The following is a 26,946-nucleotide window of genomic DNA, read 5'->3' on the forward strand; positions in this document are numbered from 1 at the left end:
ACCGATCATCGTTGCCCGGGTGGGGGACGGCACGTCACGATCCGGTCGTGCCCCCGTCACCAGAGCGCGGCCTCGCCGTCGTCACCGGCGCCAACCGGGGCCTCGGCCTCGGCGTCGTGCGCCGCCTCGCCGAGCGCGGACACCCCGTCGTGCTCGGCGCACGCGACCGCGGCAGGGGCGAACGCGCCGCCGCCGGTCTCCAGGGCGACGTCACGGTCCGCGAGCTCGACGTCGCCCGCCGGGACTCCGTCGACGCCCTCGCCGCCTGGGTCCGCGAGCACCACGGCGGCCTGGAGATCCTCGTCAACAACGCCGCGGTCCACTACGACACCTTCCAGACCGCGGTCGGCGCCGACCTCGCCATCGCCGAGGAGGCGCTCGCGGTCAACACCCTCGGCGCGTGGCGCACGACGGTGGCCTGCGCGGACCTGCTCCCCCGCGGCGGGCGCGTCGTCATGGTCTCCAGCGGGTCGGGCTCGTTCGGCGAGACGGCCGGGGCCGGCGGCACCCCGGCCTACGCGGTCAGCAAGGCGGCGCTCGACATGCTCACCGTCAAGCTCGCCGCCGACCTGCGCCGGCGCGGGGTGCTCGTCAACGCCGTCTGCCCCGGTTGGGTCGCCACCGACATGGGCGGCCCCGGCGGGCGCCCGCTCGACGAGGGCGTCGACAGCATCCTCTGGGCCGTCGACCTCCCGCCCGACGGCCCGACCGGCACGTTCACGCGCGACGGCCGCCCGATCCCGTGGTGACGGTGGGCCGGCGGGATAGTGGGCGGCGTGACCGACCTGGTCCTGGCCCGCCACGGCGAGACGCTCTGGCACGCCGAGAACCGCTACGCCGGGCGATCCGACGTCGAGCTCGCCCCGGGCGGGCACCGGCAGGCCGAGGCCCTCGCGGGCTGGGCCGCCGGCGCGCGGCTCGACGCCGTGATCACCTCGCCCCTGCAGCGCGCCCGGGACACCGCCTCGCCCGCCGCCCGGGCCGCCGGCCTGACGCTGCGCACCGACCCCCGGCTGGTCGAGGTCGACTTCGGCTCCGGTGACGGGCACACCCGCGAGGAGATGGAGACGCTCTTCCCGGAGGCGCTCGCCGCGTTCCTCGCCAAGCCCGCGAGCTCGCCGCTGCCCGGCGGCGAGACGGGTCCCGACGCGGTCGAGCGCGCGCTGCCGGTGATCACAGGCGCGCTGGCCGAGCACCCGCACGGCCGCGTCCTCGTCGTCGCGCACCAGACGCTGCTGCGCCTGCTGCTGTGCCACCTGCTCGGTATCCCGCTCGACCACTACCGCAGCGTCTTCCCGCGCCTCGAGGGCGCCGCGCGCACCGTGGTCCGCCCCGCGCCGCACGGGCCGGCGGCGCTCGTCGCGCTCAACGTGCCCTGCTGAGCGAGGGCGCCTAGCGTCGGTGATCGTGGCCGCACCCCGGATTCTCGCCACCGTCACCGGCTCCCCCTCCCACGCCCGCGCCGTCCTGCCGTTCGCCCGCGCGCTCGCCGCCGCGGGGCACGCGGTGCTGGTCGCGTGCCCCGAGGAGCTCAGCGGCGTGTTCACGGGCTTCGAGATCGCCACCGTCATGCCCCCGATGAGCGCGGCCGTCGCGCCGCTGCGCCCGGCGCTGGCCGAGCTCGCGGGGCTGAACCGTCCGGAGGGGATGGCGGACATGGACACGGTCATGCCGCTGTTGTTCGCCGGCCCCCATGTCGCCGACGCGGTGCGGGCGCTGCGGCCCGTCGCCGAGCGGTTCGCGCCCGACCTCGTCCTGCGCGACGGCACCGAGCTCGCCGGGCTGCTGCTCGCCGAGGAGCGCGGCATCCCGCACGTCGCGGCCCCGTCCGGCGGCGGCCAGCAGATGCGGCCCGCGCTCCTCGACGACGCGCTGCGGGCCCGGAGCGCCGAGCTGGGCCTCGCGCCGGTGACGGGCGCCGACCTGCACCGCCACGGGCGCCTCGACTGCCTGCCGCCGGCCTGGTCGTTCGCGGCGGCGGGTGTCGCGCCGGCGTGGTCGTACCGCCAGGACGACGAGGTCGCGCGCGGCGACGTCCTGCCCGCGTGGATCGGCGAGCTGCCGGCGGGCCGCCCGCTGGTGCTCGCGGCGATCGGGACGGCGCTGCCGATGATGGCGGGGCGCGAGGGGGACGGGCCGCCCGTCGACCCTCCGGGGGCGCTGCGCACGCTCGTCGACGGGCTCGGCGCGCTGGACTGCGAGGCGGTCGTCGCGACCGGCGGGCTGCCCGTGGCCGACGGCCCGCCGCCCGCGGACCACGTGCACGTCCTGGACTGGGTGCCCCAGCCCCTGCTGCTGTCGTGCGCGGACCTGCTGGTCACCCACGGCGGCTACAACAGCATCCGCGAGGCCGTGCGCACCGGCACCCCGATGGTCGTGCTGCCGCAGTTCGGCGACCAGGAGGCGAACGCCGACCGCGTCGGCGCGCTGGGGCTCGGGCGGCGGTCGGGCCCCGACGACGTCACCGCGACCTGCGCCGCGGTGCTCGCCGACGCCGCCGTGCGCGCCGAGGTCCGCCGGGCCCAGCGCGCGATGCTGGCGCTGCCGCCGGTGGCCGCAGCCGCCGACGACCTCGCCGCCCTGGCCGCCCCGGCCGCGGCGTGACGTCGCCGGACGCCTGGGCGGCGTGGATCGACGAGGCGCACCTCGCGGGCCGGCTGCTCGACGCCCCGGACGAGCTCGGTCCCGCCGACGCCTACGCCGTCCAGCGCGCCCTCACCGCCCGGCGGGAGGCCCGCGGCGCGCGGCGGATCGGGTGGAAGCTCGGCTACACGTCGGCGGTGATGCGCGCGCAGATGGGGGTCGACTCGCCGAACCTCGGGCCGCTGCTGGACACCATGGTCGATCCGCCGCCGTCCTCGTTCGTCCAGCCCCGCGTCGAGCCCGAGATCGGGATCGTGGTCGGCGCCGACGGGCGGCCCGCGGGGGCGCGGGCGGTGCTCGAGGTCGTCGACTCGGTGTGGCGCGACTACCGCTTCACGCTCGCCACCAACACCGCCGACGGGTCCTCGGCCGCCGGGGTCGTCGTCGGCGGGGAGCTCGACGGGGACCTCGCCGCCCTGACCGTCGAGCTGTGGCGGGACGGGGTGCACGAGGCCACCGGCACCGGCGAGGCCGCGATGGGCCACCCGCACCGCGCCCTCGACTGGCTGCGCGACGCGCTCGCCGACCAGGGCGACGCGCTGCGGGAGGGCGACCTCGTGATCACCGGCGGGCTCACCAGGGCGGTCGAGCTGCCGCCGGGCGGGGTGGTCGAGGCGCGGTTCCCCGGCACCCGTGTGACGGTGCGGGGATGAGCCCGGCAGTCCCCGGTCCCGCCGTCCCCGCCGGCCACGTCGAGCCCTGCCCGCGCCGGGTGCGCGCCCGGCTCGGCGGGCGGGTCGTCGTCGACACCACCGCCGCCCGGTACCTCTGGGAGCACCCCTGGTACCCGCGCTGGCTGGTCCCCGCGCGCGACGTCGACCCCGCCGCGCTGGACGCCGACCCCGGGCATCACCGGGTCGACGACGGGTACCTCGCGCTGACCTGGGCGGCGTTCGACGCGTGGTTCGAGGAGGACGAGGAGGTGCACGTCCACCCGCGCAGCCCGTACGTCCGCGTGGACGCGCTGCGCTCGCGGCGCCGGGTGCGGGTCGAGCTCGACGGGGTGCTGCTCGCCGAGTCCGACGCCCCGGTCCTGCTGTTCGAGACCGGTCTGCCGACCCGCGCCTACCTCGACCCGACGGCCGTCGACGCCTCGGTCCTCGCACCCTCGCCGACGCGGACGGCGTGCCCCTACAAGGGCGTGACCAGCCGGTACTGGTCGGTGCGGACCCCGGCCGGGCGGTACGACGACCTCGCCTGGACCTACGACCACCCGGCGCCGGCCGTCGCCCGGATCGCGGGGCTGGTCGCGTTCTACGACGAGCGCGTCGACGTGACCGTGGACGGCGAGCGGCAGGACCGCCCGCGCACGCACCTGGCCTGAGGACGGGCCTGCGGCCCAGGTGAGTGATATGGGTCGCCCGGGCAGCCCATACCACTCACCTGGGCCGCAGGCCCCTCAGCAGCCAGGCCGCGATCTCCTCCCCCGCCGCGAGGCCGCGGCCGCTCGTGACTGCCACGTGGTCGGCGCGCCAGCCCGCGGCGTACAGCCGGCCGTCGACGGGCTGGATGCCGGCGTCGGCGGCGGCGAGCAGGTCGGCGTCGAGCGGGGAGTCGCCGGCGGCCAGGAGGCGCGCCGCCCCGGTGCGACGGCGGACCTCGGCGACCGCCGCGCTCTTCGTCAGCGCGACGGGCAGGACGTGGACCTTGTCGCGGTGCGCGTCGACCCGCCAGCCGCGCTCCGCGCACCACGCCGCGAGGCCGTCGGGCTGCGCACCCCGCGCGACGAGGAAGCAGCCGTCGGCATCGCGCGAGGTCCCGAGACGCCGCGCGATCTCGGGGAGGGGCGCGGACCGTGCCAGCCGCCGCGCGACCTCCGCCGACCACGCCGCGTCCGGCACCCCGTCCACGAGCAGCACCCCGCCGTTCGCGCAGACCGCGTACCGCGGGGCGACGCCGAGCCGGGGCAGGGCGAGGCGCTCGTACTCGGCCACGGTGCGGGTCGTGGCCGGGACCCACCACGCCCGGCGGTCGAGCGCGACCAGGCGCTGCGCGGTCCGGGGCGTCAGCAGCGCGGTCGCGACGCCGCCCCGGCGCTCGAGGCAGACCACCCCGTCGGGCACGGTCCCCGCCGCCCGCGCCGAGTGCACGAGGGTCCGGTCGAGGTCGGTCGCGACGAGGGTGGTCATCGGTCCCGCAGCACGCCCACGCACCGGTACGGCGACGCGATGCCGCCCGCGCAGGCCGGCAGCGGCCGGCTCGGCACACCCCGCTCGGCGCACAACCGGCGCACCGGATCCAGCTCGGGGCCGGCGTCCGGGGCGAGGAGCACGCCCGCCGGGTCGCGGCGCAGCAGCACCCGCAGCGTCTCGCCGACCCCGCCGCGGAGCCGCCGGCACCCGCCGCCGAGGTCGCCGCGTTCGGCGGCCAGCGCGGCGAGGTAGCGGGCGCCCCGGCCGTCGGGGGCGGCGCCGGGCGGCGGCAGGGGCGCCCGCGCCGGGAACCGGTCGCTGACCACGTCGAGGAAGGCCGCCGTCCGGTCGCCGACGGCGAGCCCTGCGTAGAACTTCGCGCCGTCGTAGGCGCCGGGACCGAGCAGGTCGGCGCGGGCGACCGTGCGCGACACGAGCCCGGAGACGGTCGCGTTGAGGCACGCCTGCGGCACGAGGAGGTCCTCGCGCGTGCCGTACAGCGGGCTGCGGTGGGCCGGGTCGGCGAGCACGGCGACGGTGGGGTCGACGACGGTGCCGGTCTCGCGGGCGTAGCGGTCGAGGTCGGCGCGCACCTCGTCGGCGATCCCGCCCGCTCCGGTCCAGCCGTCGAGCAGGACGAGCGCGGCCGGGTCGTGCGCGGCGAGGAGCGCGCCGAGCGCGGCCCGGTCGAGGCCCCGGCCGCGGACCACACTCAGCGCGTAGTGCGGCAGCGCGACCCCCCGCACGCGGGCCGCCCAGCGCCGCACCAGCACCCCCACCGGCGTGCCCGCCCGCGCCAGCGACACCAGCACCGCACCGGAACCGCGGCGGGCGAGCAGCCGGTCGGCCAGCACCCCGACCGCGGCCGCCACCGGCTCCGCCGACCGCTCGAGCGCCCGCGCCACCACGCGCGCGTACCGCGGGCTCGGCCCCCGCTCGACGGGCAGGCTCGCCGCGTAGGAGGTCCCGGCGGAGATCGCGTCCTCCCGCGCGGCGGTCGGGGTCTCGAGCGCGTGGCCGTCGAGGTCGCTGAGCAGCCAGCCCACCTCGTCGCGGGCGAAGGAGCCGAACCCGGGGCCGCGGCGCGCCGCCACGACGGGACCGGCCGCGGGCCGCGGCGGGCGGCAGGGCACCACGGCCTCCACGACGCGGCCGGTGATCGCGGCGAGGCGCGGGAGCAGCCCGTCGGCGCCCCGCAGGGCCGGGGTGCGCGCGGCGGCGTCGACGACCACGACGACCGTGTCGTGGCGGCCCTCCCCGACCCCGTAGACGTAGCGCTCCGGCGCGTGGCCGAGCGCGTGGTCGTGCGCCGCGTACGCCAGCACGGACCGCACGGGGTAGCCGGGGACGTCGCGCGCCACCAGTGGCGAGCGGCTCGTCGCGCCGATCTCGACGTCGACGCCGCGGGCGGCCAGGGCCTCGGCCAGGCGGACGGGCAGGTAGTGCAGCTCCTCGCAGCCCAGGACGAGCACGCGCCCCGGTCGCGTGCCGAGGACGTCGGCCAGCGCCGCCGCGGCGCCCGGCACCGCCGCGTCCAGCGCCGCCCGGCCGGCCCGGTCGAGCCCGTGACGCGCGCCCTCCCCGGCCCCGCCGAGGGGCAGGGAGACGGACACGTGCGCCGGTCCGGGCGGGGGCCGCAGCGTCGTGTCCGGCTCGGCGGCGAGGATCGCGGCGGCGCGCTCGAGGACGTCGGCGGGCGCGGTCAGGGCGGCGCGGGCGACGGCGACGACGTCCACCCGCACGCCGAGCTCGCGGGCCAGGCGCGGGATCGCGTCGTCGCCGGGACCCCGCAGGTCGGCCAGCGTCGCCACGACGTAGCGCGACCGCGGCAGCCGGCGGTGCAGCCGGCGCACGGTGGCCGCGACGGTCCGGCCGGTGGAGAGCTCGTCGTCGACGAGGACGAGCGGGCGGTCCGGGGTCCAGCCGCCCGGGTCGTCGGGGACGAGCACGTGGCGCGGGGCGTGGCTGTGGGCCTCGTCGAACGCGGCGAGGACCGACGCGCCGGCGACGACCCGGCGCGTGGTGTGCACGACGTGCGCGGCGTCCAGGGTGTCGGCGACGAGGTGCGCGAGCGCGGTGGCGTTCTCGGCGAACCCGACGACGACCGGCGCGGCCCCCCGGTCCGCGAGCGAGCCCCGCACCCGCCGCGCGAGCGCCGCGGCCGCCGCCCGGACCCGCGCCGGCGCCACTGGCACGTGCTTGCCCAGCACGCGGGCGACCGGGAGGTGCGCGCGGCGCGGGTTGCGGCGCAGCGCCAGCCCGACGACGTCGCGCGCGGGCGTCGCCTCCTCGTCCGGGCCGAGCACGAGACCGAGGGCGTCGTGGACGACCTCGCCGGGCCAGCTCGCGTCACCCACGGGTGTCCTTGATGCCAGACGCGCGCGCGGAGCACCACCGTCGGCGGGCGGAGGGACCAGGATGAGGGGGCATGGCCCCCGATCCCGCCGACCCACTGCGGCACTGGCCGCTCGCCGGGCTCGTGCTGCGCAGCCCGCGGCTCGAGCTGCGGCCCGACGACGACGTCGGGCTCGCGGCGCTGGCCGACCGCGCGCTCGACGGCGTCCACCCGGCCGAGGAGATGCCCTTCCTCGAGCCGTGGACCGACGGCGCGGACAGCCCCGGCTTCGCGCGCGGGGTCATGCAGTACGCCTGGGGCTGCCGCGCCGACCTCGGGCCGGCGCGGTGGTCGGTGAACTTCCTGGTCCGCGAGGGCGGCCGGGTGCTCGGGATGCAGACGCTCGCCGCGACCGACTTCGGCGTGCTGGGCGAGGTGCGCAGCGGGTCATGGCTGACCCGGGCGGCGCAGGGCCGGGGGCTGGGCACCGAGATGCGCCACGCGGTCGTCGCCCTCGCCTTCGACCACCTCGGCGCCCGCGCGGCCCGCACCAGCGCGTTCGCCGACAACTCGGCCTCGCGACGGGTGTCCGACCGGCTCGGCTACACCCCCGACGGCGTCGAGCGCCACGTCCGGCGCGGGCGCTCCGCGCTGCTGCTGCGCAGCCGCCTCACCCCCGACGACTGGCGGCGGCCGGAGTGGACGCTCGGGGTCGAGGGGCTGGGTCCGTGCCGCGCGCTCCTCGGCTCGTCCGATCGGGGCTAGGCTCCGCCGCGTCCAGGCGACACGCCGGACACCTTCGGGGATTACCGACACCCGGGGGATTCGCGAACGGTCTCCGACGGGGTAGACCACGATCAAGAACGTTGCCCCGGGGGGATCGATGTCACTGGCCGCGCGAGCCGACGCGTCGCCGGACGCCGTGCGCGGCGTCCGGCGGATGATCCGCGCGCTCGCGTCCGTGATCGTCACCGGCGTCTTCGCCGGGGCCTTCCTCGTCCTGCTCGAGACCGCGGTCGCCGAGCCGGACCCGCGCCGGACCGTCGGCGAGCTGCTCGCGCCGGCGACCCCGGAGCCCCCGGAGCTCGCCGTCACCGCGCCGATCCCCTACGGCGGCGCGCTCGACCGGCCCCGGTCCCCGGACGACCTGCTCGGCCCCGGCGGCCTCATGGGCCTCGGGCTGCTCGTGCTGGGGCTCGCCAACGGGATGGTGTTCCTCGCGACCGCGACCTGGGACGGCATGGTCGCCCCCTCGCCCGCGGAGACCCGGCGGCGGCTGAGCAACCGCGCCGAGCCCGGCATCGTCCCCGGCGGACGGCGCGAGGTCCGGCGCACCGTCGCGCTCCGTGCCACCGCGCCCGCCGCCTCGGCCGGGCCCGCCCTCGAGGACCTGCCGGCCCTGCGCAGCGTGCCCGGGCGGCCCGTCCCCGGCACCACCTACGCACCCTTCCCCCGCCCCGGCGTCGCCTGGCGCGACCCGCTGCCGGTCCCCGCACCCCGCGAGCCCGAACCCGTGCTCGAGGCCGACCCCGCGGTCGCGGCCGAGCGTGTTCCCGCGCCCGTTCCCGAGCCCCTCCCGGAGGCCGATCCCGTGCCCCTCGACCCCGTCGACGAGCTCGAGCCCCTGGTGCCCGAGGTGGCGCCCCGCCGGCGCCCCTCGCCCGTGCCGCGCGACGGCGGCGACGGCCCGAAGCGCGCCACCCGCCGCGGCAGCGGCCCCTGGGGCTGGCGCCCGGCACGCCCCGACCCGGTGCCGTGGCGCAACCCCGTGCCCGCGATGGCGCACTGAGCGTCAGACCAGCGCGTCCTCGACCGTCCGCGTGAACGCCGCGAACACCGACCCCGTCGGCGGCAGCACCTGGGTCACCAGCACCGCGGCCAGGTCGTGCTCGGGCCACGAGTACCAGAGCGTCCCCAGCCCGCCCGCCCAGCCGTAGCGGGGCCCGGCGGCGCTCGCGGTGACGCCCAGGCCGAGCCCCCAGCCCCCGCCGTCGAGGAACGGGGCGGCGCCGGGCGCGGCGCGCTGGGCGGGGGTGAGGCGGTCGCTGGTCATCGCGGTGACGGCCGCGGGGTCGAGGAGCCCGCCGCCGCCCTCGAGGAGCATCCCGGCGAAGCGCAGGAGGTCCTCCGCGGTCCCGGCGAGCCCGCCCCGGGCGTCGGGGAACGCGGGCGGCGCGAGCCAGCGGCTGTCGGCGACGCCGTCGAACACGACGAGTCCCCCGTCGTCGCCGCGGGCGTACGCCGGGACGAGGCGGGACGGGTCGGCGCAGAACCCGGTGGCGTCCATCCCCAGCGGGGCGAGGATGCGGGCGGTGAGCACCTCGCCCAGCGGGCGCCCGGCGGCGCGGGCGAGCACCACCCCGAGCACCGCGAACGACAGCTCGTAGCGCCACGCGGCGCCGGGCTGATCGAGCAGCGGGAGGTCCGCCAGCCGCGCCACCCACTCGTCGGGTCCCGGCAGGCCGTGCGGGTCGGGCGGGCCGAATCCGAGCCCGAGCGCCACGGCGCGGTCGAACGTCGGGCACGGGCCCTCGTCGACGACGAAGCCGAACCCCATCCGCATGGTCAGCAGGTCCTCGACCGTGATCGGGCGGGCGGCCGGCACGGTCTCGGTGCCGTCGAGGCGCACCAGCACCCGGCGGTCGGCGAGCTCGGGGACCAGGCGGTCGATCGGCTCGTCGAGCGCCAGCAGCCCGTCCGCGACCAGACACAGCGCCAGGGCCGCGACGAGGGGCTTGGCGTTCGAGCTGAGCCGGACGACGGCGTCGGCGCGCAGCGGGACGTCCCCGCCGGGCTCGGTGGCGCCGGCCGCGGCCAGGCTGGTCACGCCGTGGTGGCGGACGCCGACGATCGCGCCGGGCACGGCGCCGGCGTCGACGTGCGGGGCGACGCCCGCGAGCACCTCGTCGGCCTGCACCGGACCCCCTCGCGCTCCGGCTCAGGCGACCCCGACGGTGCTCCCCCGGCGGTCGCCCAGCGGATCCGCACCGTAGCCGAGGACCTGCGGGTCGACGACCAGGCGCTCGGGGTGCACGACGATGCGGCGCGCCCGGGCGTCGAGGACGGTGACCGACCCGGGACGCCCGGTGGCGCGCAGGGTGCGGATGCGCTCGAGGTCCTCGGGGCTCACGAACGCGCCGAGCGCGGGGCGCCCGACGTAGTGCAACGACACGTGGTACACGGTTGAATCATCAACTGCTCGGTGGGGGATCTCCAGCGATCCCGACGCGGATCACTCCGCGCCGGGATCCCGGACGATCCGGGTGATCAGCCGTTGAAGCCGCCGCCCGCGGGGCCGACGGGGCTGGGCTCCGGCTTCACGCCGCCCCCGCCGCCCGACCCGTCCGGGCCGTCGTCGGGGTCCGGGCCGGTCGCGGTGCGGGCCGCGCCGCCCTGGATCCAGATGCCGACCTCGGTGCCACGCTCGAGCGTCTGCCCGGCCGCGGGTTCCTGGTCCTCGACGTGCCCGCGCCCGGCGCCCGTGTGGACCGCGTTGCGGCCGACGGCGAGCACCCCGGCGTCCAGGGCGCGGTCGTGCGCCTCGGCGGCGGGCAGGCCGACCAGCTCGGGCACGGTGGTCATCCCCTCGGGCACGTCCTGACCCATGTCCTCGGTCGTCCCCTTCGTCGTGCTCGTCCCGGTGTCCATCGTCGCCTCCTTCGGCGTACCGCTCATGACGGATCCCTACCCATCCTGCCCGGGACCCGAAGCCGGGTCGGACATCACCCGGGGTGTCGGGGCGCTCCCCGGCCGTCACGACCCGCCCCGGGCTGGGGCGCAGCCGACGAACCACGCCGGTGTGGTCCTCGTCTCACCGGCGCCCCGCCGGACCCTCACCAGGCCTCATCCGGAGGCGGCGACGGTCTCCAGCCAGCGCCGCACGAGCTCGCACGCGCCCTCGACGTCGCCGGCGACACCCACCGGTCGGGGCGGCCCCTCGAGGTCGTCGGTCGCGGTCAGCCGCACCCGCAGCGCCCCCTCGTCGACCCAGGCGCTCAGGAGCAGCACCGCCCCGGGGCTCACGAGAACACCGCCACGACGAGGTAGGCGTTGACGCCGACGACCACGGCGGCGAGGACGCCCGCGAACGCCGTGACCGCGGGCCGGGTCACCAGCGCGCCCATCAGCCCGCGCCGCCGCCCCAGGTCGAGCACCGGCACCAGCGCGAACGGGATGCCGAACGACAGCACGACCTGGGAGGCCAGCAGGATCAGGGTCGGGTCGGCGCCGAGACCGAGCAGCAGGAGCGCCGGTCCGAGCGTGACGGCGCGGCGCACCCACAGCGGGATCCGGCGGCGCAGGAAGCCCGCCATGATGACCTGCCCCGCGTAGGTGCCGACCCCCGAGGACACGAGGCCGGAGAGCAGCAGCGCCACCGCGAACGCCGTCGCGGCCAGCGGCCCGGCCAGCACGCCGAGCCCCGCGTGCACGCCCTCGAGGTCGTCGGGCGGGGTCACGCCGGGCCGGAAGAACACCGTCGCGGCGACCACGAGCATCACCGCGTTGAGCACCCCGGCGGTGCCCATGCCGAGCGCGAGGTCCCAGCGCTGCCCGCGCAGCGCCGCGGCCGTCCCGCCGGCGCGGCGGCTCGCGTCGCGGGTGAGGTCGGAGTGCAGGTAGATCACGTGCGGCATGACCGTCGCCCCGAGGATGCCGGTGGCGAGCACGACGCTGTCGACGCCCGCGAGACCGGGCACGAGCCCGCCCGCCACGACGGCCGGGTCGGGCGAGGTCTGGCCGAGCGTGGTCAGCAGGCAGACGAGGATGCCGGCGAACAGGGCGACGACGAGCAGCTCGAAGCGCCGCGGGTGGCGCTGCTGCACCGCGAGCAGCGCGCAGGCGACGATGCCGACGGCGAGCCCGCCGGGGAGCAGCGGCACCCCGAACAGCAGGTTCAGCGCGATCGCGCCGCCGACCACCTCGGCGAGGTCGGTGGCGATCGCGACGCCCTCGGCCTGCACCCACAGCAGCCGGCTCACCGGGCGCGGGTAGTGGTCGCGGCAGAGCTCGGGCAGGTTGCGGCCGGTGGCGAGGCCCAGCTTCGCGGTCAGGTACTGCACGACGACGGCCATGAGGTTGGCCGCGACGATCACCCAGAGCAGCAGCGCGCCGTGGGAGGCGCCCGCGAGGGTGTTGGTGGCGAAGTTGCCCGGGTCGACGTAGGCCGTGCCCGCGACGACGGCGGGACCGAGCAGGGGGAGCAGGCGCCGCACGCGGCGGGTGGGCGACGCGTCCGCGGTCGGGGCGCTGGGTGGGGCGACGGTCATCGGCTCTCCGGGGACGCGGACGGGCGGCGCTGGGGGATGACGCCGGGGGAAGTCGACGGACGAGCCGGCCGGCCCACCCGGGCCTCGAGAGGGCCCGGGCGGCCGGCCGGTGGGATGCCGTCAGCTCTGGGCGCTGCTGCCCGTCGGCCCGTACTGCCCGGGCTCGGTGGCGTTCTCCATCTCCGCGGTTTGCTGGATCAGCTCCATCAGCTCGCTGTCGAGCCCGGGGCCGAACTCCTCGGGACGCTCGACGGCGATCTCCATCGGCGCGCCCTCGGGGGCCTGCTCGGTGGAGAGCTCCGTGCCGTCCTTCGACGGCGACGGGCCGTTGTAGACCTTCGCGGCCTCGTTCTGCTGGTCGATGTTGAAGGTGTACTGCTTGCTCTGCAGCCCCTTCTCCAGCAGCGCGGCGACCTCGGGGAACCGCTCGGCGTTGGTCTTCGGGATCGGCAGGAGCTTGTTCCACTCCACGCCGAGGCGCTCGAGCGCCTTCGCGTACGCGTTCTCGTGCGCCTGGTCGCGCACGATGAGGTACGCGATCGTCGACCGGGCGGTCTTGTTGGCCGTCATCTCGTAGAGCCGGCACTTCTGCAGGCGGCCCGTCGACTCGAGCATGAGGTTGTAGAGCAGGTTGAGCGGCAGGTTCCCGCTGTCGTAGACGTACTTGCCGGTCCACGGGTCGCCCTGCGCGTCCACCGGCAGCGCGCCCTGGGCGCCGACCAGCCAGTGGTGGATGTTGCCGCCGCCGAGCGCGACCGACAGCGGCGTCGCCCCGCCCTCGCCGGGCTCGTCGAGGTGGGTGGGGTTGCCCTGGTAGCGCGGCGACCCGTCGACGAGGCGGGCGATCGTCGTGGCGATGAGCTCGACGTGTCCGATCTCCTCGGTGCCCACGCCGTACAGCAGGTCACGGAACGGCTTGGCCGTCGGACCACGGAAATTGAAGCTCTGGAACAGGTACTGCATCATCGTGCGCATCTCGCCGAACTGACCGCCCAGCCCCTCCTGCAGGGCGTTCGCGGCCGCCGGGTCCGGCTCGTCCGGGACGATCTCGTTGATCAGGCGCTGCACGTGGAAGAACACGTCGGTCCTCTCTGGGGTGGGCAGTGGTCCGCGTCTCCGGCACGACGGCGTCCTCGGTGTCGCCCCGGATCGATCGGTGCGGCCACCCTCGACGGCGCCCGTCCCCCGGCCGTCGGTCGCGACGTCGCCGGCCGTGTCCCCGCCGCGTCCCCGCCGCGTCCCCGCGGCGTCCCCGGCACGTCTCGATCGCGTCCCCCGTGGGCACCCCCGACCGTGCCCGTGCTCCGGACCCGGTCGTGCACGTCCGGGTCGCGGTGCGGGTCCGAGGTCCCTACCGTGAAGCCTGCGCGCTTGAGCCCGTCAGTCGCGCCGCTCCCCCGGTCCCCGACCGGGGCTCTCCCTCCCCTTGATCAGCCGGGCCACGCTCCCCGTGGCCCGACGGGAACGGCGGCGATGACGATCCCCGAGCCGACGGCTCAGCTGTACCTCGTCGGGCGGTTCGCGTGCCGCGTCGGCGACCAGGACGTGCGGCTGACGCCCACCGCCGAGCGGGTCCTCGCGTTCCTCGCCCTGGCCCGGCGGCCCGTCCGCCGCCACCAGCTCGCCGGCACGCTCTGGCCGGACGTCACCGACCGCCAGGCCCTCACGCGGCTGCGCTCCACGCTCTGGAAGGTCCCGGCTCCCCAGCGCGCCGCGCTCGTCGCGGCCGACACCACCAACGTCGCGCTCAACCCCGACGCCACGGTGGACCTCTACGCCCTCGACGACGAGCCCGACGAGGCCCGTGACGGCCGCGACACCGGGGGTGCCGGCCGGGTCGCGACCGCGCCGATCAGCCGCGGCGAGCTCCTGCCCGGGTGGTGCGACGAGTGGGTGCTCGTCGAGCGCGAACGCCACCGTCAGCTGCGGCTGCACGCGCTCGAGGACCGGTGCGCCCGGGCCTGCGGCGCCGGGCTGTACACCGCCGCGCTGCGCGCCGGGCTCGAGGCGGTGGCCCAGGAGCCGCTGCGCGAGAGCGCCCACCGCCGCGTCATCGAGGTCCACCTCGCCGAGGGCAACAGCGCCGAGGCGCTCGCCCAGTACGAGCGGTTCCGGACGCTGCTGCGCGCCGAGCTCGGCCTCGCGCCCTCCCCCGCCATCCGCGCGCTCGTGCGCCCGTTGCTGGGGCGGCCCGCGGACTGACCGCCTCAGGGCCGGGGCGTGCTCGCGGCGCCGGCGAGCAGGAGCTCGACGAACCAGCGGGCGCGGTCCGGGCCCTCGCCGGACACCAGCTCGCCGGCGAGCGCGGCGACGCGCGGGTACCGGTCCGCCGGCGCTCCGCGCAGGCTCGCCGCGAGGTGGGCGTCGCTCGTGGCCTCCGCACCCTCGGCCCGGCGGGTGCCGTGCTCGGCGGCCGCGGCGGTGGCGACCAGGAGCAGCAGGTCGACGGCCCAGGCCGCGCGGTCGTCGGGCATCCCGCCCTCGGCGAGCAGGGCGAGCAGGGCGTCGAGCAGCGCGAGGTACCCGGGACCGCTGGGCCGGATGACGACGGCGACGCGCGCGAGGCTGGGGTGGGCGTGGAGCACCGCGGTGTAGGAGTCGACGACGCGGGCCACCCGCTCGGTCCACGCGCCGGGCCCGCCGACCGGGGTCAGGTCGACGGCGCCGAGGAACTCGCCGAGCACCGCCGCCTGCAGGTCCACGGTGTCGCGGACGTAGACGTAGAGCGAGGCCGGACCGGTGTCGAGCCGCTGGGCCAGCCGGCGCATGGTCAACCGCTCGGCGCCCTCCTCGCGGACGAGGGCGACGGCCGTGGCGACGATGCCGTCGCGGGTCAGCGGGGGTTTCGCGGGGCGGTCGCGGCGGCTCACCGGCGCCGGTCGTCCACCCGTCACGGGCCGCACGCTACTCACCCGTGGTGGGAGGCCATCACGTCGCGCAGCGCGTGCCCGCCGTCGGGGCCGAAGGCGAGGTCGAGGTTCGCGGCGGACTCGGCGGCCGCCGCCGCGGCGCGCGGCACCATCGCCGCCTCGTGGTCCGCGATCGCCCGCTCCCGCCCGGCCGCGGTCCCGACGCCGTGCGCCAGCAGCGCCGCCGCCAGATCCGCGGCGTCCTGCATCGCGAGGTTCGCACCCTCCCCGGCGAACGGCGACATGACGTGCGCCGCGTCCCCGAGCAGCGTCACGCCCGGCCGGTGCTCCCACGCGTGGCCGACCGGTAGGGCGTGGATCGCGCGGGGCACGAACGGCTCGTCCGCCTCGGTGATCAACGACCGCAGCGCCGGGGCCCAGCCGTCGAAGCGCGCGAGCAGGCCGCCGCCGGCCGCGAGGCGCGCCATCTCGGCCGGGTCGTCGACCCGCAGCGCGGCGTAGACCTCGAGCGTCGCCCCGGGCTCGCGGTGGGCGATGAACCCGCGGTGGTCGCCGAGCGCGAACATCAGGCCGGCGCCGACGACCGCGGCCGGCACCGGGTGGCGGACGTCGACCTCGCGCAGCCGGGTCGCCGCGAACGCGACGCCGCTGTAGGCGGGCTCGGCGTCGGAGAGCAGCGCGCGGACCCGCGACCAGGCCCCGTCCGCGCCGACGAGCAGGTCGGCGACGAGCGTCTCCCCGGCGCCGAGCACCACCTCGTGGCGCCCGTCCCCCAGGGCGCGGACGGTCCGGACCGCCGCGGCCCACCGCACGGTCCCCCGAGGCAGGGCGGCGAGCAGGAGGTCCCGCAGCGTCTCGCGCTGGATCTCCGGGCGGTCACCGTCCCCGTCGTCCTCCTCGGCGTGCAGGACGCATCCCGCCGGGTCGAGCACGCGCATCGCCTCGCCGCCGGGGAGGACCTGCGCCCGGAAGGCCTCCTCCAGCCCGGCCGCCCGCAGCGCCGCCTGGCCGGACTCCTCGTGGAGGTCGAGCATCCCGCCCTGCACCCGCGCATGCGGCCCGTCGTCCCGGTCGAGCACGACGACCGGGACACCGTGCCGGTGCAGCACGGCGGCGAGGGTGAGGCCGCCGAGCCCGGCTCCGACGACGACGATCCAGGGCTGCGGGTGGGTGGTCATCGCGGCTCCCGGGGGACGCGTCGGGGTGATGAGGTCGACGCTACACGAACATGTTCGCCACGAACATGTTCGTGCTTCTTTCGTAGCCGGCCGACCACCCTCCGAGGTTCACCTTGACGACCCCGAGCAGGGCGTCCTCTACTTGGTTGGGTTACCAAACCGGGGTCGAGAGGGCGGGCGCATGGGCGACGTACTGGTGGTCGGAGCGGGACCGGTGGGGCTCACCGCCGCGTGCCAGCTGGCCCGGCTGGGCGTGGGTGTCCGCGTGATCGACGCGCTCCCGGAGCCGACCACCGAGTCGCGCGCGGTGAGCATCCACGCCCGGAGCATGGAGATGCTCGCGGCGCTCGGGGTCGTGCCGCGGCTGGAGTCCCTCGGCCGGCGGATCGCCGCGCTCGAGATCGTCGACGGGCCCACCGGCGACACGCGGGCGCGGCTCGACTTCGGCGGGATCCCGAGCCGGTACCCCTACCTCCTCGACATCCCCCAGCCCGACACCGAGGCCGTGCTCGCCGCCCGCGCCACCGAGCTCGGGGTGGTCGTGGAGCACGGGGTGTCGCTCACCGCGCTCACCCAGGACGACACCGGTGTCGACGTCACGCTCGCGACCCCCGCGGGCGAGCAGACCGCCCGGGTCGGCTGGGTCGTCGGGGCCGACGGCGGCCACAGCACGACCCGCCGGCTCGTCGGCGCCCACCTCGAGGGCGCCTTCCACGGCGAGCACTTCGCCATGGCCGACGTCGACGTCGCGACCGACCTGGACCGCGACACCATCCGGATGTTCGCCCACCGCGACGGCATCGGTCTGCTGTTCCCGCTGCGGGGCGACCGCGCGCGGATCATGTTCCTGGTCGGCACGCCCGAGCCCGGCACCGCGCCCTCGCTCGCGGAGGTCCAGGCCCTCGCCGACGCCCGCATGGACGGCCGGGTCACCGTGTCGAACCCCCGCTGGCTGGCGTACTTCGAGATCCACCACGCGCAGGTGCCGCAGTACCGCCACGGCCGGGTCCTCCTCGCCGGCGACGCCGCGCACATCCACAGCCCCGCCGGCGCGCAGGGCATGAACACCGGCATCCAGGACGCGGCGAACCTCGCCTGGAAGCTGGCCCTGGTGGCGCAGGGCCGGGCGGACGCCTCGCTGCTCGACACCTACCAGGACGAACGGCACCCCGTCGGCGCCACCGTGGTGCGCGGCACGACGGTCCTCACCGAGGTCGGCACCGCCACCGGCGCGAAGGCCGCCGTCCGCGACGCCGCGCTGTTCGTGGTCGGGCACGTGCCCGCCCTCGGCGCCGCCGCCGCGACGACCGCCGCGGAGCTGCGCGTCCACCACCGCGACAGCGTGCTCTCGGTGCAGCACGGTCACCGCCACCACGGCGCCCGGGCCGGCGACCACGCCCCGGACCCCGAGGGCACCGCCGTCCCGGTCGAGGAGCTGCTCGCCCGGCCCGGGTTCCTGCTGCTGGTCCGCGGCGCCGTCGACGGGCTCGAGGCGGTGCTGGGTGACCTCGGCTCCGTGGTGTCCGCCGACGACGCCGTCGCCGCGGCCTACGGCTGGGGCGGTGACGGCATGGCGCTCGTCCGCCCCGACGGCTACCTGGGCCTCGTCGCCGACACCGTCGACGCCGACCTGCTGCGCCGCTACCTCACCGAGACGCTGCGGGTCACGGCCCCCGCCCGGGTCTGAGCCCCGCCGTGCCCGCGAGACCCGACCGGCGCCGGGCGATCATCGACGCCGCGCTCGAGGTGATCGGCGAGTCGGGGCCGGGCGGGTTCACCCAGCCCCGGGTCGCCGCGCGGGCCGGCATGCGCCAGAGCCACCTGACCTACTACTTCCCGACGCGCGACGACCTGCTCGTCGCCGTCGCCGACGAGGCCGTGCGCCGCCGCGTCGCGGCGCTGACCGCCGCGCAGGACGGCGCCGACGGCCTCGACGAGCAGATCGCCGCGGCCGCCCGGGTGTTCGCCTCGCCCGAGCAGACCCGGGTCCTGCTCGCCCTCGCGCAGGCCGCCGACCGGAACGAGGCGGTGCGGGCGTCCTTCGCCGCCCTCGCGGCGGGCGTCGCCCCGATCGCCGCCGGCCTGCTCGCGGCAGCCGGTGCGGAGGCCGACCCCGCCGCGCTCGCCCTCCTGCAGGCCACCTCGACCGGCATCGCGGTCCTCGCCCTCACCCGCGGCGGCGGCGACACCGCCACGGCCGAGCAGCTCCTGCGCGCCTTCCTCGACCGCCTCACCGATCCCGGGAGAGGATCTCCGTGACCGCACTCCCGGCGCCGGGCTGAGCGCGAGCGGCTCGTCCGGCAGGTCCCGGTGCCCGACGACGACGCGGAACGTGCCGGTCGCGGCTCCTCAGCCCGCGAGGTGCAGGCGCAGCGGCAGGGAGGCGAAGGCGCGCATCGTGTTGTTGTGGTGCCGGGTCGGCGCGGCGGCGGGTTCGAGGCGTTCCACCCGGCGCGCCAGCGCGGTCAGCAGGGCCGCGCCCTCCAACCGCGCAACGTGCTGGCCGACGCACTGGTGCAGGCCCATCCCGTAGCCGACGTGGCCCGAGGGGTCGCGGTCGAGGTCGAAGCGGTCGGGGTCGATCCAGTGCCGAGGGTCGCGGTTGGCCGCCCCGAGGAACATCAGGATCTTGTGGTCGGGCGGGACCACGGTGCCGCCGATCGGGACCCCGCCGCTCGGGGCACCGCCGTCGGCGGTCCGGAAGAAGGTCTGCACCGGGGACTGCCAGCGCACGGCCTCGTCGAACGCGACGCGCACCCGCTCGGGGTGCGCCCGCAGCGTCGCCCACGCGTCGGGGTGGGTCGCGAGGCCGTGCAGGACGGCGCCGAGCCCGTGGACCGTGGTGTCGACGCCCGCGGTGAGCAGCGAGCGCACGATGAGCGGGGCCTGCGCCGGCGTGATGTCGCCCCGGTCCGACGCCGCCCAGATCGCCGCGCCGAACCCGTCGTCGGTGAGCACCTCGCGCCGGCACTGGTCCGCCACCCATGCCGAGAGCTCGCCGACCCGCGGCGCGCCCTTCGCCACGAGGTCGTTCACCGGGCCGAAGGCGTTGAACGCGTGGTCGCCGTAGGGCAGCAGGTGCTCGCGGCCCTCGGGCGGCAGGCCGACGGCGTCGGGGAACACGCGCAGCGGGAAGGCCTCGGCGAGCGCGGTCATGCCGTCCAGCTCGACGACGTCACGAGCCCCGGACAGCAGCCCCGCGACGAGGTCCTCGGCGTCGGCGAACCAGCGGTCCTTCAGCCGGCGCAGCGCCCGCGGTCCGAGGATCGCCGAGAGCACGGCGCGCGGGGCGTCGTGGTGCGGCGGGTCGGCCTCGAGCAGCAGGCTCGGCGGGCGCCACGGCGTCTCGTGGCGGAAGTTCGACATCCCGACCCCGGCGCTCGACGGGAACCGCTGCCAGTCGACGAGCGCGGCGCGGACCTCCGCATATCGGGCGACGGCGTAGAGGTCGTAGCGCGGGACGTACACCACCGGTCCGGCGTCGCGCAGCGCCGCCTGCATCGGCAGCGGGTCCTCGAGGGTCTCGTGGGAGAAGGGATCGACGTCGACGACGGGGACCGTCGAGAGCGTGGTGGTCGGTGCGGTGGTCATGGGCGAGGCTCCTACAGGTCCAGCACGAGGCGGTCGGTGCACGAGCGCGAGACGCACGGGAACAGGCAGTCCCCGGCGGCGCGCTCGTGATCGGCGAGGATCGAGTCGCGGTGGTCGGGCACCCCGGCGAGCACCGGCGTCTCGCACGTCCCGCAGGTCCCCTGCTCGCAGGAGGACAGCGCGGTGGCCCCGGCCCGCCGCGCGGCCTCGAGCACCGAGAGCTCCGGGCCGATGGTGACCGCGGCGCCGGTGCGGGCGAGCTCGAGGACGAACGGCTCGTCGCGCACCGGGGCACCGAGCTCGGCGGCGACGAAGCGCTCGGTGCGCAGCAGGTGGCGGGGCCGGTGCGCGGTGGCGTCCTCGATCGCGGCGAGCAGGGGCCCCGGACCGCAGCAGTAGACGACGGTGTCCTCGTCGGCGGCGGCGAACCACGCGGCGAGCGGGAGCAACCCGCCCTCGTCCTGCGGGTGCACGGTGACGCGGTCGCCGTGGCGCGCGAGGTCGTCGACGAACGCCATCGTGTCCCGCGAGCGGCCGCCGTAGAGCAGCGCCCAGTCCGCGCCGACGAGGTCGGCCTGGTGCACCATCGGCAGCAGCGGTGTGATCCCGATGCCGCCCGCGACGAACAGGTACCGGGTCGACGGCACGAGCGCGAAGTGGTTGCGCGGCCCGCCGAAGCCGACGGTGTCGCCGGCGGCGAGCTCGTCGTGGACGAACGCCGACCCGCCGCGTCCGTCGACCTCGCGCAGCACCGCGACGCGGTAGGTGTGCGCGTCCCACCGGTCGCCGCACAGCGAGTACTGGCGGGTGGCGCCGCTCGCCAGGGTGACGTCGATGTGCGCGCCCGGGGCCCAGTCCGGGAGCCGCCCGCCGTCGGGGCGCGCGAGCGTCAGCGCGACGACGTCCCGCGCCGCACGCCGCTTCTCGATCACCACGAGCCGGTCGGAGTCCATGCGCAGGAGGATGCGAGCACGCCCACGACGCCCGATACGCGGTTCTCATTCAATGGGCGGCCAGCCGCTGCTCGATCCGGCGGGCCGCCGCGGCCAGCGGCGCGACGCGGTCCCGCGCGAGCTCGTCGTTCGGGACGATCACCGACACCGCGGCCGCCACCTGCCGGTGCTCGTCGCGGACCGGCACCGCGATCCCCGTCGCCTCGGGGTGGAGGTAGCCGCAGCACACCACGAAGCCGTCCCGCCGGATGGTCGCGAGCCGGCGGCGCAGCTCGCCGGGGTCGGTCGGCGTGGACGGCGTGAACCGGGCCAGCGGACCCGCCAGCACCCGCTCCTGGAGCTCCGGCGGGGCGTGGGCCAGCAGCACCAGGCCCGACGACGAGGCGTGCAGCGGCAGCCGCGCGGCGATCCGCGTGTAGTTGATGACGGCCTGCTCCGCCGAAAGCCGCTCGACGAACAGCACCTGCTCGCCGTCGAGCACCCCGAGCTGGGCGTGGTGGCCGACGAGGGCGTGCAGCTCCTCGAGCACCGGCATCGCGAGCTCGCGCAGCGAGAGCGTCGGCGACGCCCGTGACGCGAGCTCCCAGAGCCGCGTGCCGACGCGCACCCGGCGGTCGGCGTCCCGCGTGAGCAGCCCGTGGGCGACCATCTCGGCGACCATCCGCGAGCCCGTCGCGGCCGGCAGCCCCGCCCGCCGCGACACCTCCCCCACCGTCAGCGCGCGGTCGGACGGGGTGAACGCCTCGAGGATGCGCACCACGCGCTCGAGGACCGACTCTCCCGACGTCGACCGCGCCATCCCCGGGAGTCTGACGGATCGCGGGTATGGCGGAGATCACAAGGGAGTGCCAGGCTCCTCCCGAGACCCACCGATCGATCCACCACTGAGATCCCTGGGGGCGGCGGATGGCGGAGTCCGGAGCGACGGCCTGGCACCAGCGTGCCCTCGCGGAGATCACCCGGTGGCCGTGGCTGCAGCGCCTCAACGACCAGGCCAGCGCGGCGGTCGACCCCGTCTACGACCGGTTCCGGGCCAACCCCGCCGTCGAGATCCTGCACGGCGGACGCTGGCTCGGGCACTCGCTGCACCCCGCGCTGTCCGACCTCCCGATCGGCTTCTGGTCGGCGACGGTGCTGCTCGACATGGCCGGTCAGGACGTGCCGGCGAACGGTGCGCGTCTCGACCCCTCGTCGACGCTGTCGGCGGCCGGGATCGCCGCCGCGGCCGCCACCGCGGCCACCGGGCTCGCCGACTGGAGTGTCAGCGACAACGAGGACCGTCGGGTCGGGCTCTTCCACGGCCTGCTCAACGGGGCGGGCACCCTGCTGCAGGGCGTCTCCCTGGCCGCCCGGCTCAGCGGGCACCGCCGCACCGGACGCGCGCTCGGCGCCGCGAGCCTCACGGTCACGGTCGCCGCGGCCTACGTCGGCGGGCACCTCGTCCAGGGCCGCGCGCTCATGGTCAACCGGGTCGCGGCCAACACCGGTCCCCAGCGCTGGGTCAAGGCGGTCGCCGAGGACGACCTGGCCGAGGGCGCGATCACCGGCGTCGAGGTCGAGGGCCGGCAGGTCCTGCTGCACCGTCGCGACGGCGAGGTCCACGCGATCGACGACGTCTGCAGCCACGCCGGCGCCCTGCTGCACCGCGGCGAGGTCGAGGGCTGCACCGTCGTCTGCCCGCTGCACTACTCGGTGTTCGACCTGCGCGACGGCCGCATCGTCCGCGGCCCCGCGCACCATCCCCAGCCCGTCCTGCCCGCGCGCGTGCGCAACGGCTGGATCGAGGTCCGCGGCTCCGCGCCGCCGGCCCGGTCGCGCCGGTCGTCCAGCTGAAGGGAACACCACCATGGCCTGGGAAGCAGTCGCCGACGTCGACCAGCTCGAGGAGGGCGACATGATGCTGTGCCACATGGGTGGCGAGCCGATCTGTGTCGTCCGGCTCTACGAGGACGAGGCGGTCGCGGTGCACAACACCTGCACCCACCAGCAGCAGCCGCTCAACGAGGGCCACCTCCAGGAGGACGACTCCCTCATCTGCCCCGCCCACAACTCACGCTTCGACCTGCACACCGGCGTCCCCACCGGCGTCCCCGCGGTCGACCCGATCCCGACCTACGCCTGCAAGATCGAGGACGGCGCGATCTGGGTCGACTTCGAGCAGCAGACCAACGACGCCGCGATCCCGCACAAGCCGTACCACTGAGCCCTACAGCGAGGTGCCGGGATCCTCCGGCGTGCGCCGGTAGGTCCACGTGCCGGCGCACACCACCACGGCGACCATCCCCAGCGCGACGGCGACGAGGAGCCCGGACTCCGCGCCGACCCACACCGCGGCGCTCGCACCGCCCGCGGCCGCCGCCGGCCAGAACGCGCCCGCGACGATGCCGGTCCAGGCCCCGCGGGCCACGACGCCGGGCCAGAGCGACCCGGAGGACAGGCGCATCCGGGCGAGCAGGAAGCCCATCGGCACGGTGGCGGCCATGAAGATCACGGCGGCGACGACCGGGTCCGGGTGGTCGACGGCGAGCAGCCCCGCGAAGATCAGCGGCAGCTGCCAGAGGCCCCAGAGCACGGCGTGCACGAGCACCGGCCGCGGCACGCCCGCATCGACGAGGCGCGTGAGCACGTAGCCGCGCCAGCCGATCTCCTCGCCGGTCGCCCCGACCACGCCGAGCACCAGCCCGACGGCGAGCGCCCCCAGCAGGCCCGGCGCGCCGCCGGGCGGGGCGAACGGGACGAGGCCGCTCAGCCACACCGCGCCGAAGGACAGCGTCCCGACCACCAGCGGGACGACGACGCCGACGATCGCCCAGCTCGTCGACCGGGGACCGCCCCAGCGGAAGGACACGTCGCGGAAGCCCTCGCGGGTGACGAGGCGCGCCGCCACCGAGGCGAGCGCGACGCTCCAGAGCAGGAGGTAGAGGGTCGCCGGGCTGCCCGTCGCCGTCAGCAGCCCGAGGCACGCGACCTCGGCGACGACCACCAGCGGGACGAACACGGCCAGTCCGCGGCGGGCGCGGGCCCGCTCGCTGCGCGCCACCCCGGTGACGACCTCGGTCATGTCCGCCCCTTCCCCGCACCGTCGACGGGACCAGCGTGCTCACGGTGCGTGAGAGGAGTCAACGGTCACGATGCGCTGAACAGGCGAACTGTCGGGAAGCGGACAGCTACTAGCCACAGTGGGTAGCAGCACGGGCGCGTCGCGCACCGAACTCACCCGCGCTGGGTGAGCACCGCCGCTCCCCCGGGCGCCATCGTCGCCGTCACGAACGGCGGGAGCGGTGGTGAGCATGAACGGGACCCGGACAGCACTGTGGGAGCTCGAGTGCCGCTGGACGATGGGGCGCGTCGTGCCCCGCGATCTCCTGAGCACCGTCGGCATCGACCTGCGGCGGGAGGCCCCGCGGCGGCGGGCGTACGTGCTGGCGGTGATCCGCCGGCGCGCCGAGGAGATCCGGGACGAGCACGCGGAGCTGCCGGTCGACGAGCCGTCGGAGGCGATGCTCGCGCTCTCGGCGACGGTGCTGGCGACCCGCGAGACATTGCTGGACGTCTTCACGTGCGGCGACGACCGGACCGTCGCCTACCTCGCGCACGCCCTCGGCACCGTCCGGCGCCGCCCGCGCGGGATCGGGTCGATGGGTCTGCGCGAGGACCCGCTCGGGGCGATCGAGACCGCGTGCCGCGCGGAGGCGCCGCACTACGGCGAGTACGTCGCCATCCGCTACGACCGCCCGGGCCCGGACACCTTCGAGATGCGGGTCGAGCGCTGCTTCTTCCACGACCTCTTCGCCCGCCGCGGCGTCCCCGGTCTCACCGCGGCCGTGTGCACCTGGGACGCGCCCTGGCGGCGCACGGCCGACGGCCCGCCGGAGGCCGGCGGGCCGTCGGTGACGCCGCTGGACGACGACGCCTGCGGGTTCCGCGTCGTGCGCCGGTGACCCGGCCCCGTGCGGACCCTCAGTCCTTCCGGGGGCCGGCCATGAGCTCGTCGGGCGTACGCCGGTAGGTCCAGGTCCCGGCGCAGAGCGCGACGCCCACGACGATGAGGGCCACCGCGACGAGGATGCCGGTCTCCATGCCGACCCAGACCGCGGCGCTCGCGCCTCCGGCGGCCGCGGCCGGCCAGAAGGCGCCCTGGATGATCGAGTTGTAGGCGCCGTGCGCCGCGATCCCCGGCCAGACCGACCCCGTCGACAGGCGCGCGCGGGCGAGGATGCAGCCGTAGGGCACGACGCTGACCATGAAGATCAGCGCAGCCACGATCGTCACCGGGTGCTCGGTGTAGATCAGCCCCAGGAGGATCAGGGGCAGGTGCCACAGGCCCCACACGATCGCGTGGGTCAGCACCGGGCGCGGGATGCCCGCGTCGATGAAGCGGGTCAGCATGTACCCGCGCCAGCCGATCTCCTCGCCGGCGGCCCAGACGAGGTTGAGCACCAGGCCGACCGTCACCGTGCCCAGCAGCAGCGCCCAGAAGCCGCCCTCCGGCGGGGCGAACGGGACGAGCCCGACGAGCCACGCCGTGCCGAACGACAGCACCCCGACGACCAGGGGCAGCAGGAGCCCGATGACGATCCAGCGCACCGAGCGCGCCCCGCCGAAGCGGAAGGACACGTCCCGGAAGCCCTCGCGCATCACCAGGCGCGCGATCACCGAGGCGAGGGTGACGCTCCACATCAGGACGAAGATCCACCATGCCTGTCCGGTCGACAGCAGGGCGATGAGGCAGAGCGCCTCGAACACGATCGCGAGCGTGAGGAACACCGCCAGGCCGCGGCGCGCCCGCGTGCGGTCAACCGCGGGAACGGCGGTCATCACTCCGGTCACGTCACTGTCCCTTCCACGAGGAATCAAGGTCGTGGAACGAGATTCGGACACCCTGAGTAAGCCGTCAACGGTCGACGTGGTAACGATATCGCCCGGACGGCCCCGCTGTCCGGAATCCGACAGCGTCGTCGTGACACCACGTAACGGACGGTGCCCGCGTCGTCACCGCACCGGGTACTGCGTGCCCGCCGCCTTGACCGTGCGGATCACCGGCGCGGTCTCCGCCGCGGCGACGCCGGGCAGGGCGGCGACGCGGGTGGTCAGGTAGCGGTAGAGCCCGGCGGCGTCGGCGCTCGCGACGCTGGCGTAGATGTTCGCCCGGCCCGCGACGGCGGCGGCGAACGGGACCTCGGGGTGCGCCGCGAGCGCGCGGCCGGCGGCGTCGAGGTGGGCCGGGGCGACGGTCAGCCACAGCATCGTGCGCAGCGGCAGCTCGATGACCTCTGGGGTCACGTCGACGTCGAGGTAGAGCAGGCCGCCGGCGCGCAGGTCGTGCAGGCGGCGGCGCACGGTCGACGCCGACGTCCCGCACGTGCGTGCCATGTCCTCGACCGCCGTGCGCCCGTCGTCGCGCAGCAGGTCGAGCATCCGCCGGTCGACGTCGTCGAGGCGCGGCGGCGGGGCGGGTGCGGGCAGGTGCTCGCGCAGCGCGGCGGCCTGCTCCTCGGTGAGCGCGCCCTGCTTGGTGAACGGCTCGCGGGCGCCGCCGTAGAACACGTGCAGCACCTCGTGGGCGCTGACCTCGAGGATGCGCGGGGTCCGCGGCAGGCGGTGCAGCAGCATCTCGTCGGCGGACGGCCCGTGACCCCGCAGCGAGCACGCGATCTCCGCGCCGCCGGAGATCAGCCCGATCCACGCGGTGTCGGGGCGGCGGGCGAGCGCCTCGGCGATCTCGACGCTCGCGTCCGGGGCGCAGCGCAGCCGCACGTGCCACTGGTCGTCGCCGACGGCGGTGGGGTCGCTGAAGCCGACGACGCGCAGCGCGCGGGTCGAGCGCAGCCGGGCGTAGCGGCGCGCGACGGTCTGGTCGGAGACGCCGAGGACCTCGGCGACCCGGCGGAACGGGGCACGCCCGTCGATCTGGAGGGCGTGCACGAGGGCGCGGTCGACGTCGTCGAAATCCTCCACGTCAGCCCCTCCCGATGTC

29 protein-coding genes are annotated in these 26,946 nt (G+C 76.7%); 13 read left to right on the top strand and 16 right to left on the bottom strand.

What is annotated here, in order from left to right:
• Nucleotides 1-47: 47 nt before the first annotated feature.
• Genes WCD58_RS03505 through WCD58_RS03525 form a run of 5 tightly spaced genes read left to right on the top strand, consistent with a single transcriptional unit; the run spans nucleotide 48 to nucleotide 3,967 of the window.
• The gene (locus WCD58_RS03505; RefSeq protein WP_337699532.1) at nucleotides 48-749 is read left to right on the top strand and encodes an SDR family NAD(P)-dependent oxidoreductase; all 702 of its coding nucleotides are present in this window, start codon (nucleotides 48-50) and stop codon (nucleotides 747-749) included.
• 27 nt (nucleotides 750-776) lie between these two features.
• On the top strand, nucleotides 777-1,382 hold the full coding sequence (locus WCD58_RS03510; RefSeq protein WP_337699534.1) for a histidine phosphatase family protein: 606 nt from the start codon (nucleotides 777-779) through the stop codon (nucleotides 1,380-1,382).
• A 25-nt stretch (nucleotides 1,383-1,407) separates the two neighbouring features.
• Entirely contained in the window at nucleotides 1,408-2,604 is a 1,197-nt protein-coding gene (locus tag WCD58_RS03515) for a glycosyltransferase (protein ID WP_337699536.1), read from the top strand.
• Entirely contained in the window at nucleotides 2,601-3,296 is a 696-nt protein-coding gene (locus WCD58_RS03520; RefSeq protein ID WP_337699538.1) for a 2-keto-4-pentenoate hydratase, read from the top strand. The genes WCD58_RS03515 and WCD58_RS03520 overlap by 4 nt, the downstream gene beginning before the upstream one ends.
• Nucleotides 3,293-3,967: a DUF427 domain-containing protein gene (locus tag WCD58_RS03525; RefSeq protein ID WP_337699540.1), complete on the top strand. Its 675-nt coding sequence runs from the start codon at nucleotides 3,293-3,295 to the stop codon at nucleotides 3,965-3,967. The genes WCD58_RS03520 and WCD58_RS03525 overlap by 4 nt, the downstream gene beginning before the upstream one ends.
• A gap of 55 nt (nucleotides 3,968-4,022) precedes the next feature.
• Here the strand turns inward: WCD58_RS03525 and WCD58_RS03530 are convergent, their stop codons facing one another.
• Both WCD58_RS03530 and WCD58_RS03535 read right to left on the bottom strand, forming a co-directional pair.
• Nucleotides 4,023-4,772, bottom strand: coding sequence for an HAD family hydrolase (locus tag WCD58_RS03530; RefSeq protein WP_337699543.1), 750 nt, complete (start codon nucleotides 4,770-4,772; stop codon nucleotides 4,023-4,025).
• A complete protein-coding gene (locus WCD58_RS03535) occupies nucleotides 4,769-7,132 on the bottom strand; it encodes a phosphoribosyltransferase domain-containing protein (protein ID WP_337699545.1) in 2,364 nt (787 codons plus the stop codon). Before WCD58_RS03535 ends, WCD58_RS03530 begins: the two co-directional genes overlap by 4 nt.
• A 71-nt stretch (nucleotides 7,133-7,203) precedes the next feature.
• Here WCD58_RS03535 and WCD58_RS03540 point away from each other — a divergent pair, with 71 nt between their 5' ends.
• Both WCD58_RS03540 and WCD58_RS03545 read left to right on the top strand, forming a co-directional pair.
• Nucleotides 7,204-7,875, top strand: a complete 672-nt coding sequence (locus WCD58_RS03540) for a GNAT family N-acetyltransferase (RefSeq protein WP_337699547.1) — start codon at nucleotides 7,204-7,206, stop codon at nucleotides 7,873-7,875.
• Nucleotides 7,876-7,993: 118 nt separating this feature from the next.
• Complete coding sequence (locus tag WCD58_RS03545; RefSeq protein ID WP_337699549.1) at nucleotides 7,994-8,899, top strand: hypothetical protein; 906 nt, start codon at nucleotides 7,994-7,996, stop codon at nucleotides 8,897-8,899.
• 3 nt (nucleotides 8,900-8,902) lie between these two features.
• Here the strand turns inward: WCD58_RS03545 and WCD58_RS03550 are convergent, their stop codons facing one another.
• The 6 genes from WCD58_RS03550 to WCD58_RS03575 form a co-directional block, all read right to left on the bottom strand.
• On the bottom strand, nucleotides 8,903-10,027 hold the full coding sequence (locus WCD58_RS03550) for a serine hydrolase domain-containing protein (protein ID WP_337699551.1): 1,125 nt from the start codon (nucleotides 10,025-10,027) through the stop codon (nucleotides 8,903-8,905).
• A 21-nt stretch (nucleotides 10,028-10,048) separates the two neighbouring features.
• A complete protein-coding gene (locus tag WCD58_RS03555) occupies nucleotides 10,049-10,282 on the bottom strand; it encodes a hypothetical protein (protein WP_337699553.1) in 234 nt (77 codons plus the stop codon).
• A gap of 95 nt (nucleotides 10,283-10,377) precedes the next feature.
• The gene (locus tag WCD58_RS03560; protein WP_337699555.1) at nucleotides 10,378-10,785 is read right to left on the bottom strand and encodes a PASTA domain-containing protein; all 408 of its coding nucleotides are present in this window, start codon (nucleotides 10,783-10,785) and stop codon (nucleotides 10,378-10,380) included.
• 168 nt (nucleotides 10,786-10,953) lie between these two features.
• Nucleotides 10,954-11,133 (bottom strand): hypothetical protein, encoded by a 180-nt coding sequence (locus tag WCD58_RS03565; protein ID WP_337699557.1) that lies wholly within the window; start codon nucleotides 11,131-11,133, stop codon nucleotides 10,954-10,956.
• Nucleotides 11,130-12,377, bottom strand: coding sequence for an Nramp family divalent metal transporter (locus tag WCD58_RS03570; protein WP_337699558.1), 1,248 nt, complete (start codon nucleotides 12,375-12,377; stop codon nucleotides 11,130-11,132). The genes WCD58_RS03565 and WCD58_RS03570 overlap by 4 nt, the downstream gene beginning before the upstream one ends.
• Before the next feature lie 120 nt (nucleotides 12,378-12,497).
• Nucleotides 12,498-13,457: a manganese catalase family protein gene (locus WCD58_RS03575; protein ID WP_337699559.1), complete on the bottom strand. Its 960-nt coding sequence runs from the start codon at nucleotides 13,455-13,457 to the stop codon at nucleotides 12,498-12,500.
• 393 nt (nucleotides 13,458-13,850) lie between these two features.
• On the opposite strand from WCD58_RS03575, the gene WCD58_RS03580 reads away from it, so the two are divergent.
• Entirely contained in the window at nucleotides 13,851-14,579 is a 729-nt protein-coding gene (locus WCD58_RS03580) for an AfsR/SARP family transcriptional regulator (protein ID WP_337699561.1), read from the top strand.
• A gap of 5 nt (nucleotides 14,580-14,584) precedes the next feature.
• Here WCD58_RS03580 and WCD58_RS03585 read toward each other — a convergent pair whose 3' ends face one another.
• Together WCD58_RS03585 and WCD58_RS03590 are read right to left on the bottom strand one after the other, a co-directional pair.
• Nucleotides 14,585-15,271, bottom strand: coding sequence for a TetR/AcrR family transcriptional regulator (locus tag WCD58_RS03585; protein ID WP_337699562.1), 687 nt, complete (start codon nucleotides 15,269-15,271; stop codon nucleotides 14,585-14,587).
• A 14-nt stretch (nucleotides 15,272-15,285) separates the two neighbouring features.
• Complete coding sequence (locus WCD58_RS03590) at nucleotides 15,286-16,425, bottom strand: FAD-dependent oxidoreductase (RefSeq protein ID WP_337699564.1); 1,140 nt, start codon at nucleotides 16,423-16,425, stop codon at nucleotides 15,286-15,288.
• Nucleotides 16,426-16,606: 181 nt separating this feature from the next.
• Between WCD58_RS03590 and WCD58_RS03595 the strand changes: the two genes are divergently transcribed.
• Together WCD58_RS03595 and WCD58_RS03600 are read left to right on the top strand one after the other, a co-directional pair.
• Nucleotides 16,607-18,112 (top strand): FAD-dependent monooxygenase, encoded by a 1,506-nt coding sequence (locus WCD58_RS03595; RefSeq protein ID WP_337699566.1) that lies wholly within the window; start codon nucleotides 16,607-16,609, stop codon nucleotides 18,110-18,112.
• Between the two features lie 8 nt (nucleotides 18,113-18,120).
• Nucleotides 18,121-18,684: a TetR/AcrR family transcriptional regulator gene (locus WCD58_RS03600; protein WP_337699568.1), complete on the top strand. Its 564-nt coding sequence runs from the start codon at nucleotides 18,121-18,123 to the stop codon at nucleotides 18,682-18,684.
• Between the two features lie 90 nt (nucleotides 18,685-18,774).
• Here WCD58_RS03600 and WCD58_RS03605 read toward each other — a convergent pair whose 3' ends face one another.
• The 3 genes from WCD58_RS03605 to WCD58_RS03615 are packed head-to-tail and all read right to left on the bottom strand — an operon-like array spanning nucleotide 18,775 to nucleotide 21,768.
• Complete coding sequence (locus WCD58_RS03605; RefSeq protein ID WP_337699570.1) at nucleotides 18,775-20,016, bottom strand: cytochrome P450; 1,242 nt, start codon at nucleotides 20,014-20,016, stop codon at nucleotides 18,775-18,777.
• Between the two features lie 11 nt (nucleotides 20,017-20,027).
• Complete coding sequence (locus tag WCD58_RS03610) at nucleotides 20,028-20,969, bottom strand: PDR/VanB family oxidoreductase (RefSeq protein WP_337699573.1); 942 nt, start codon at nucleotides 20,967-20,969, stop codon at nucleotides 20,028-20,030.
• 49 nt (nucleotides 20,970-21,018) lie between these two features.
• Entirely contained in the window at nucleotides 21,019-21,768 is a 750-nt protein-coding gene (locus tag WCD58_RS03615) for an IclR family transcriptional regulator (protein ID WP_337699575.1), read from the bottom strand.
• Between the two features lie 107 nt (nucleotides 21,769-21,875).
• Between WCD58_RS03615 and WCD58_RS03620 the strand changes: the two genes are divergently transcribed.
• Nucleotides 21,876-22,802, top strand: a complete 927-nt coding sequence (locus WCD58_RS03620; protein WP_337699577.1) for a Rieske (2Fe-2S) protein — start codon at nucleotides 21,876-21,878, stop codon at nucleotides 22,800-22,802.
• Nucleotides 22,803-22,815: 13 nt separating this feature from the next.
• Nucleotides 22,816-23,172, top strand: a complete 357-nt coding sequence (locus WCD58_RS03625) for a Rieske (2Fe-2S) protein (RefSeq protein ID WP_337699579.1) — start codon at nucleotides 22,816-22,818, stop codon at nucleotides 23,170-23,172.
• A gap of 3 nt (nucleotides 23,173-23,175) precedes the next feature.
• Here WCD58_RS03625 and WCD58_RS03630 read toward each other — a convergent pair whose 3' ends face one another.
• A complete protein-coding gene (locus WCD58_RS03630; protein WP_337699580.1) occupies nucleotides 23,176-24,030 on the bottom strand; it encodes a CPBP family glutamic-type intramembrane protease in 855 nt (284 codons plus the stop codon).
• 229 nt (nucleotides 24,031-24,259) lie between these two features.
• On the opposite strand from WCD58_RS03630, the gene WCD58_RS03635 reads away from it, so the two are divergent.
• Nucleotides 24,260-24,910 (top strand): hypothetical protein, encoded by a 651-nt coding sequence (locus WCD58_RS03635; RefSeq protein ID WP_337699582.1) that lies wholly within the window; start codon nucleotides 24,260-24,262, stop codon nucleotides 24,908-24,910.
• Nucleotides 24,911-24,929: 19 nt separating this feature from the next.
• On the opposite strand, the gene WCD58_RS03640 is transcribed toward WCD58_RS03635, so the two are convergent.
• The gene (locus WCD58_RS03640; RefSeq protein WP_337699584.1) at nucleotides 24,930-25,799 is read right to left on the bottom strand and encodes a CPBP family intramembrane glutamic endopeptidase; all 870 of its coding nucleotides are present in this window, start codon (nucleotides 25,797-25,799) and stop codon (nucleotides 24,930-24,932) included.
• Between the two features lie 162 nt (nucleotides 25,800-25,961).
• Entirely contained in the window at nucleotides 25,962-26,927 is a 966-nt protein-coding gene (locus tag WCD58_RS03645; RefSeq protein WP_337699586.1) for an Lrp/AsnC family transcriptional regulator, read from the bottom strand.
• Nucleotides 26,928-26,946 lie beyond the last annotated feature (19 nt).

The sequence above is a fragment of the Actinomycetospora flava genome (assembly GCF_037400335.1).
Taxonomy (GTDB): domain Bacteria; phylum Actinomycetota; class Actinomycetes; order Mycobacteriales; family Pseudonocardiaceae; genus Actinomycetospora; species Actinomycetospora flava.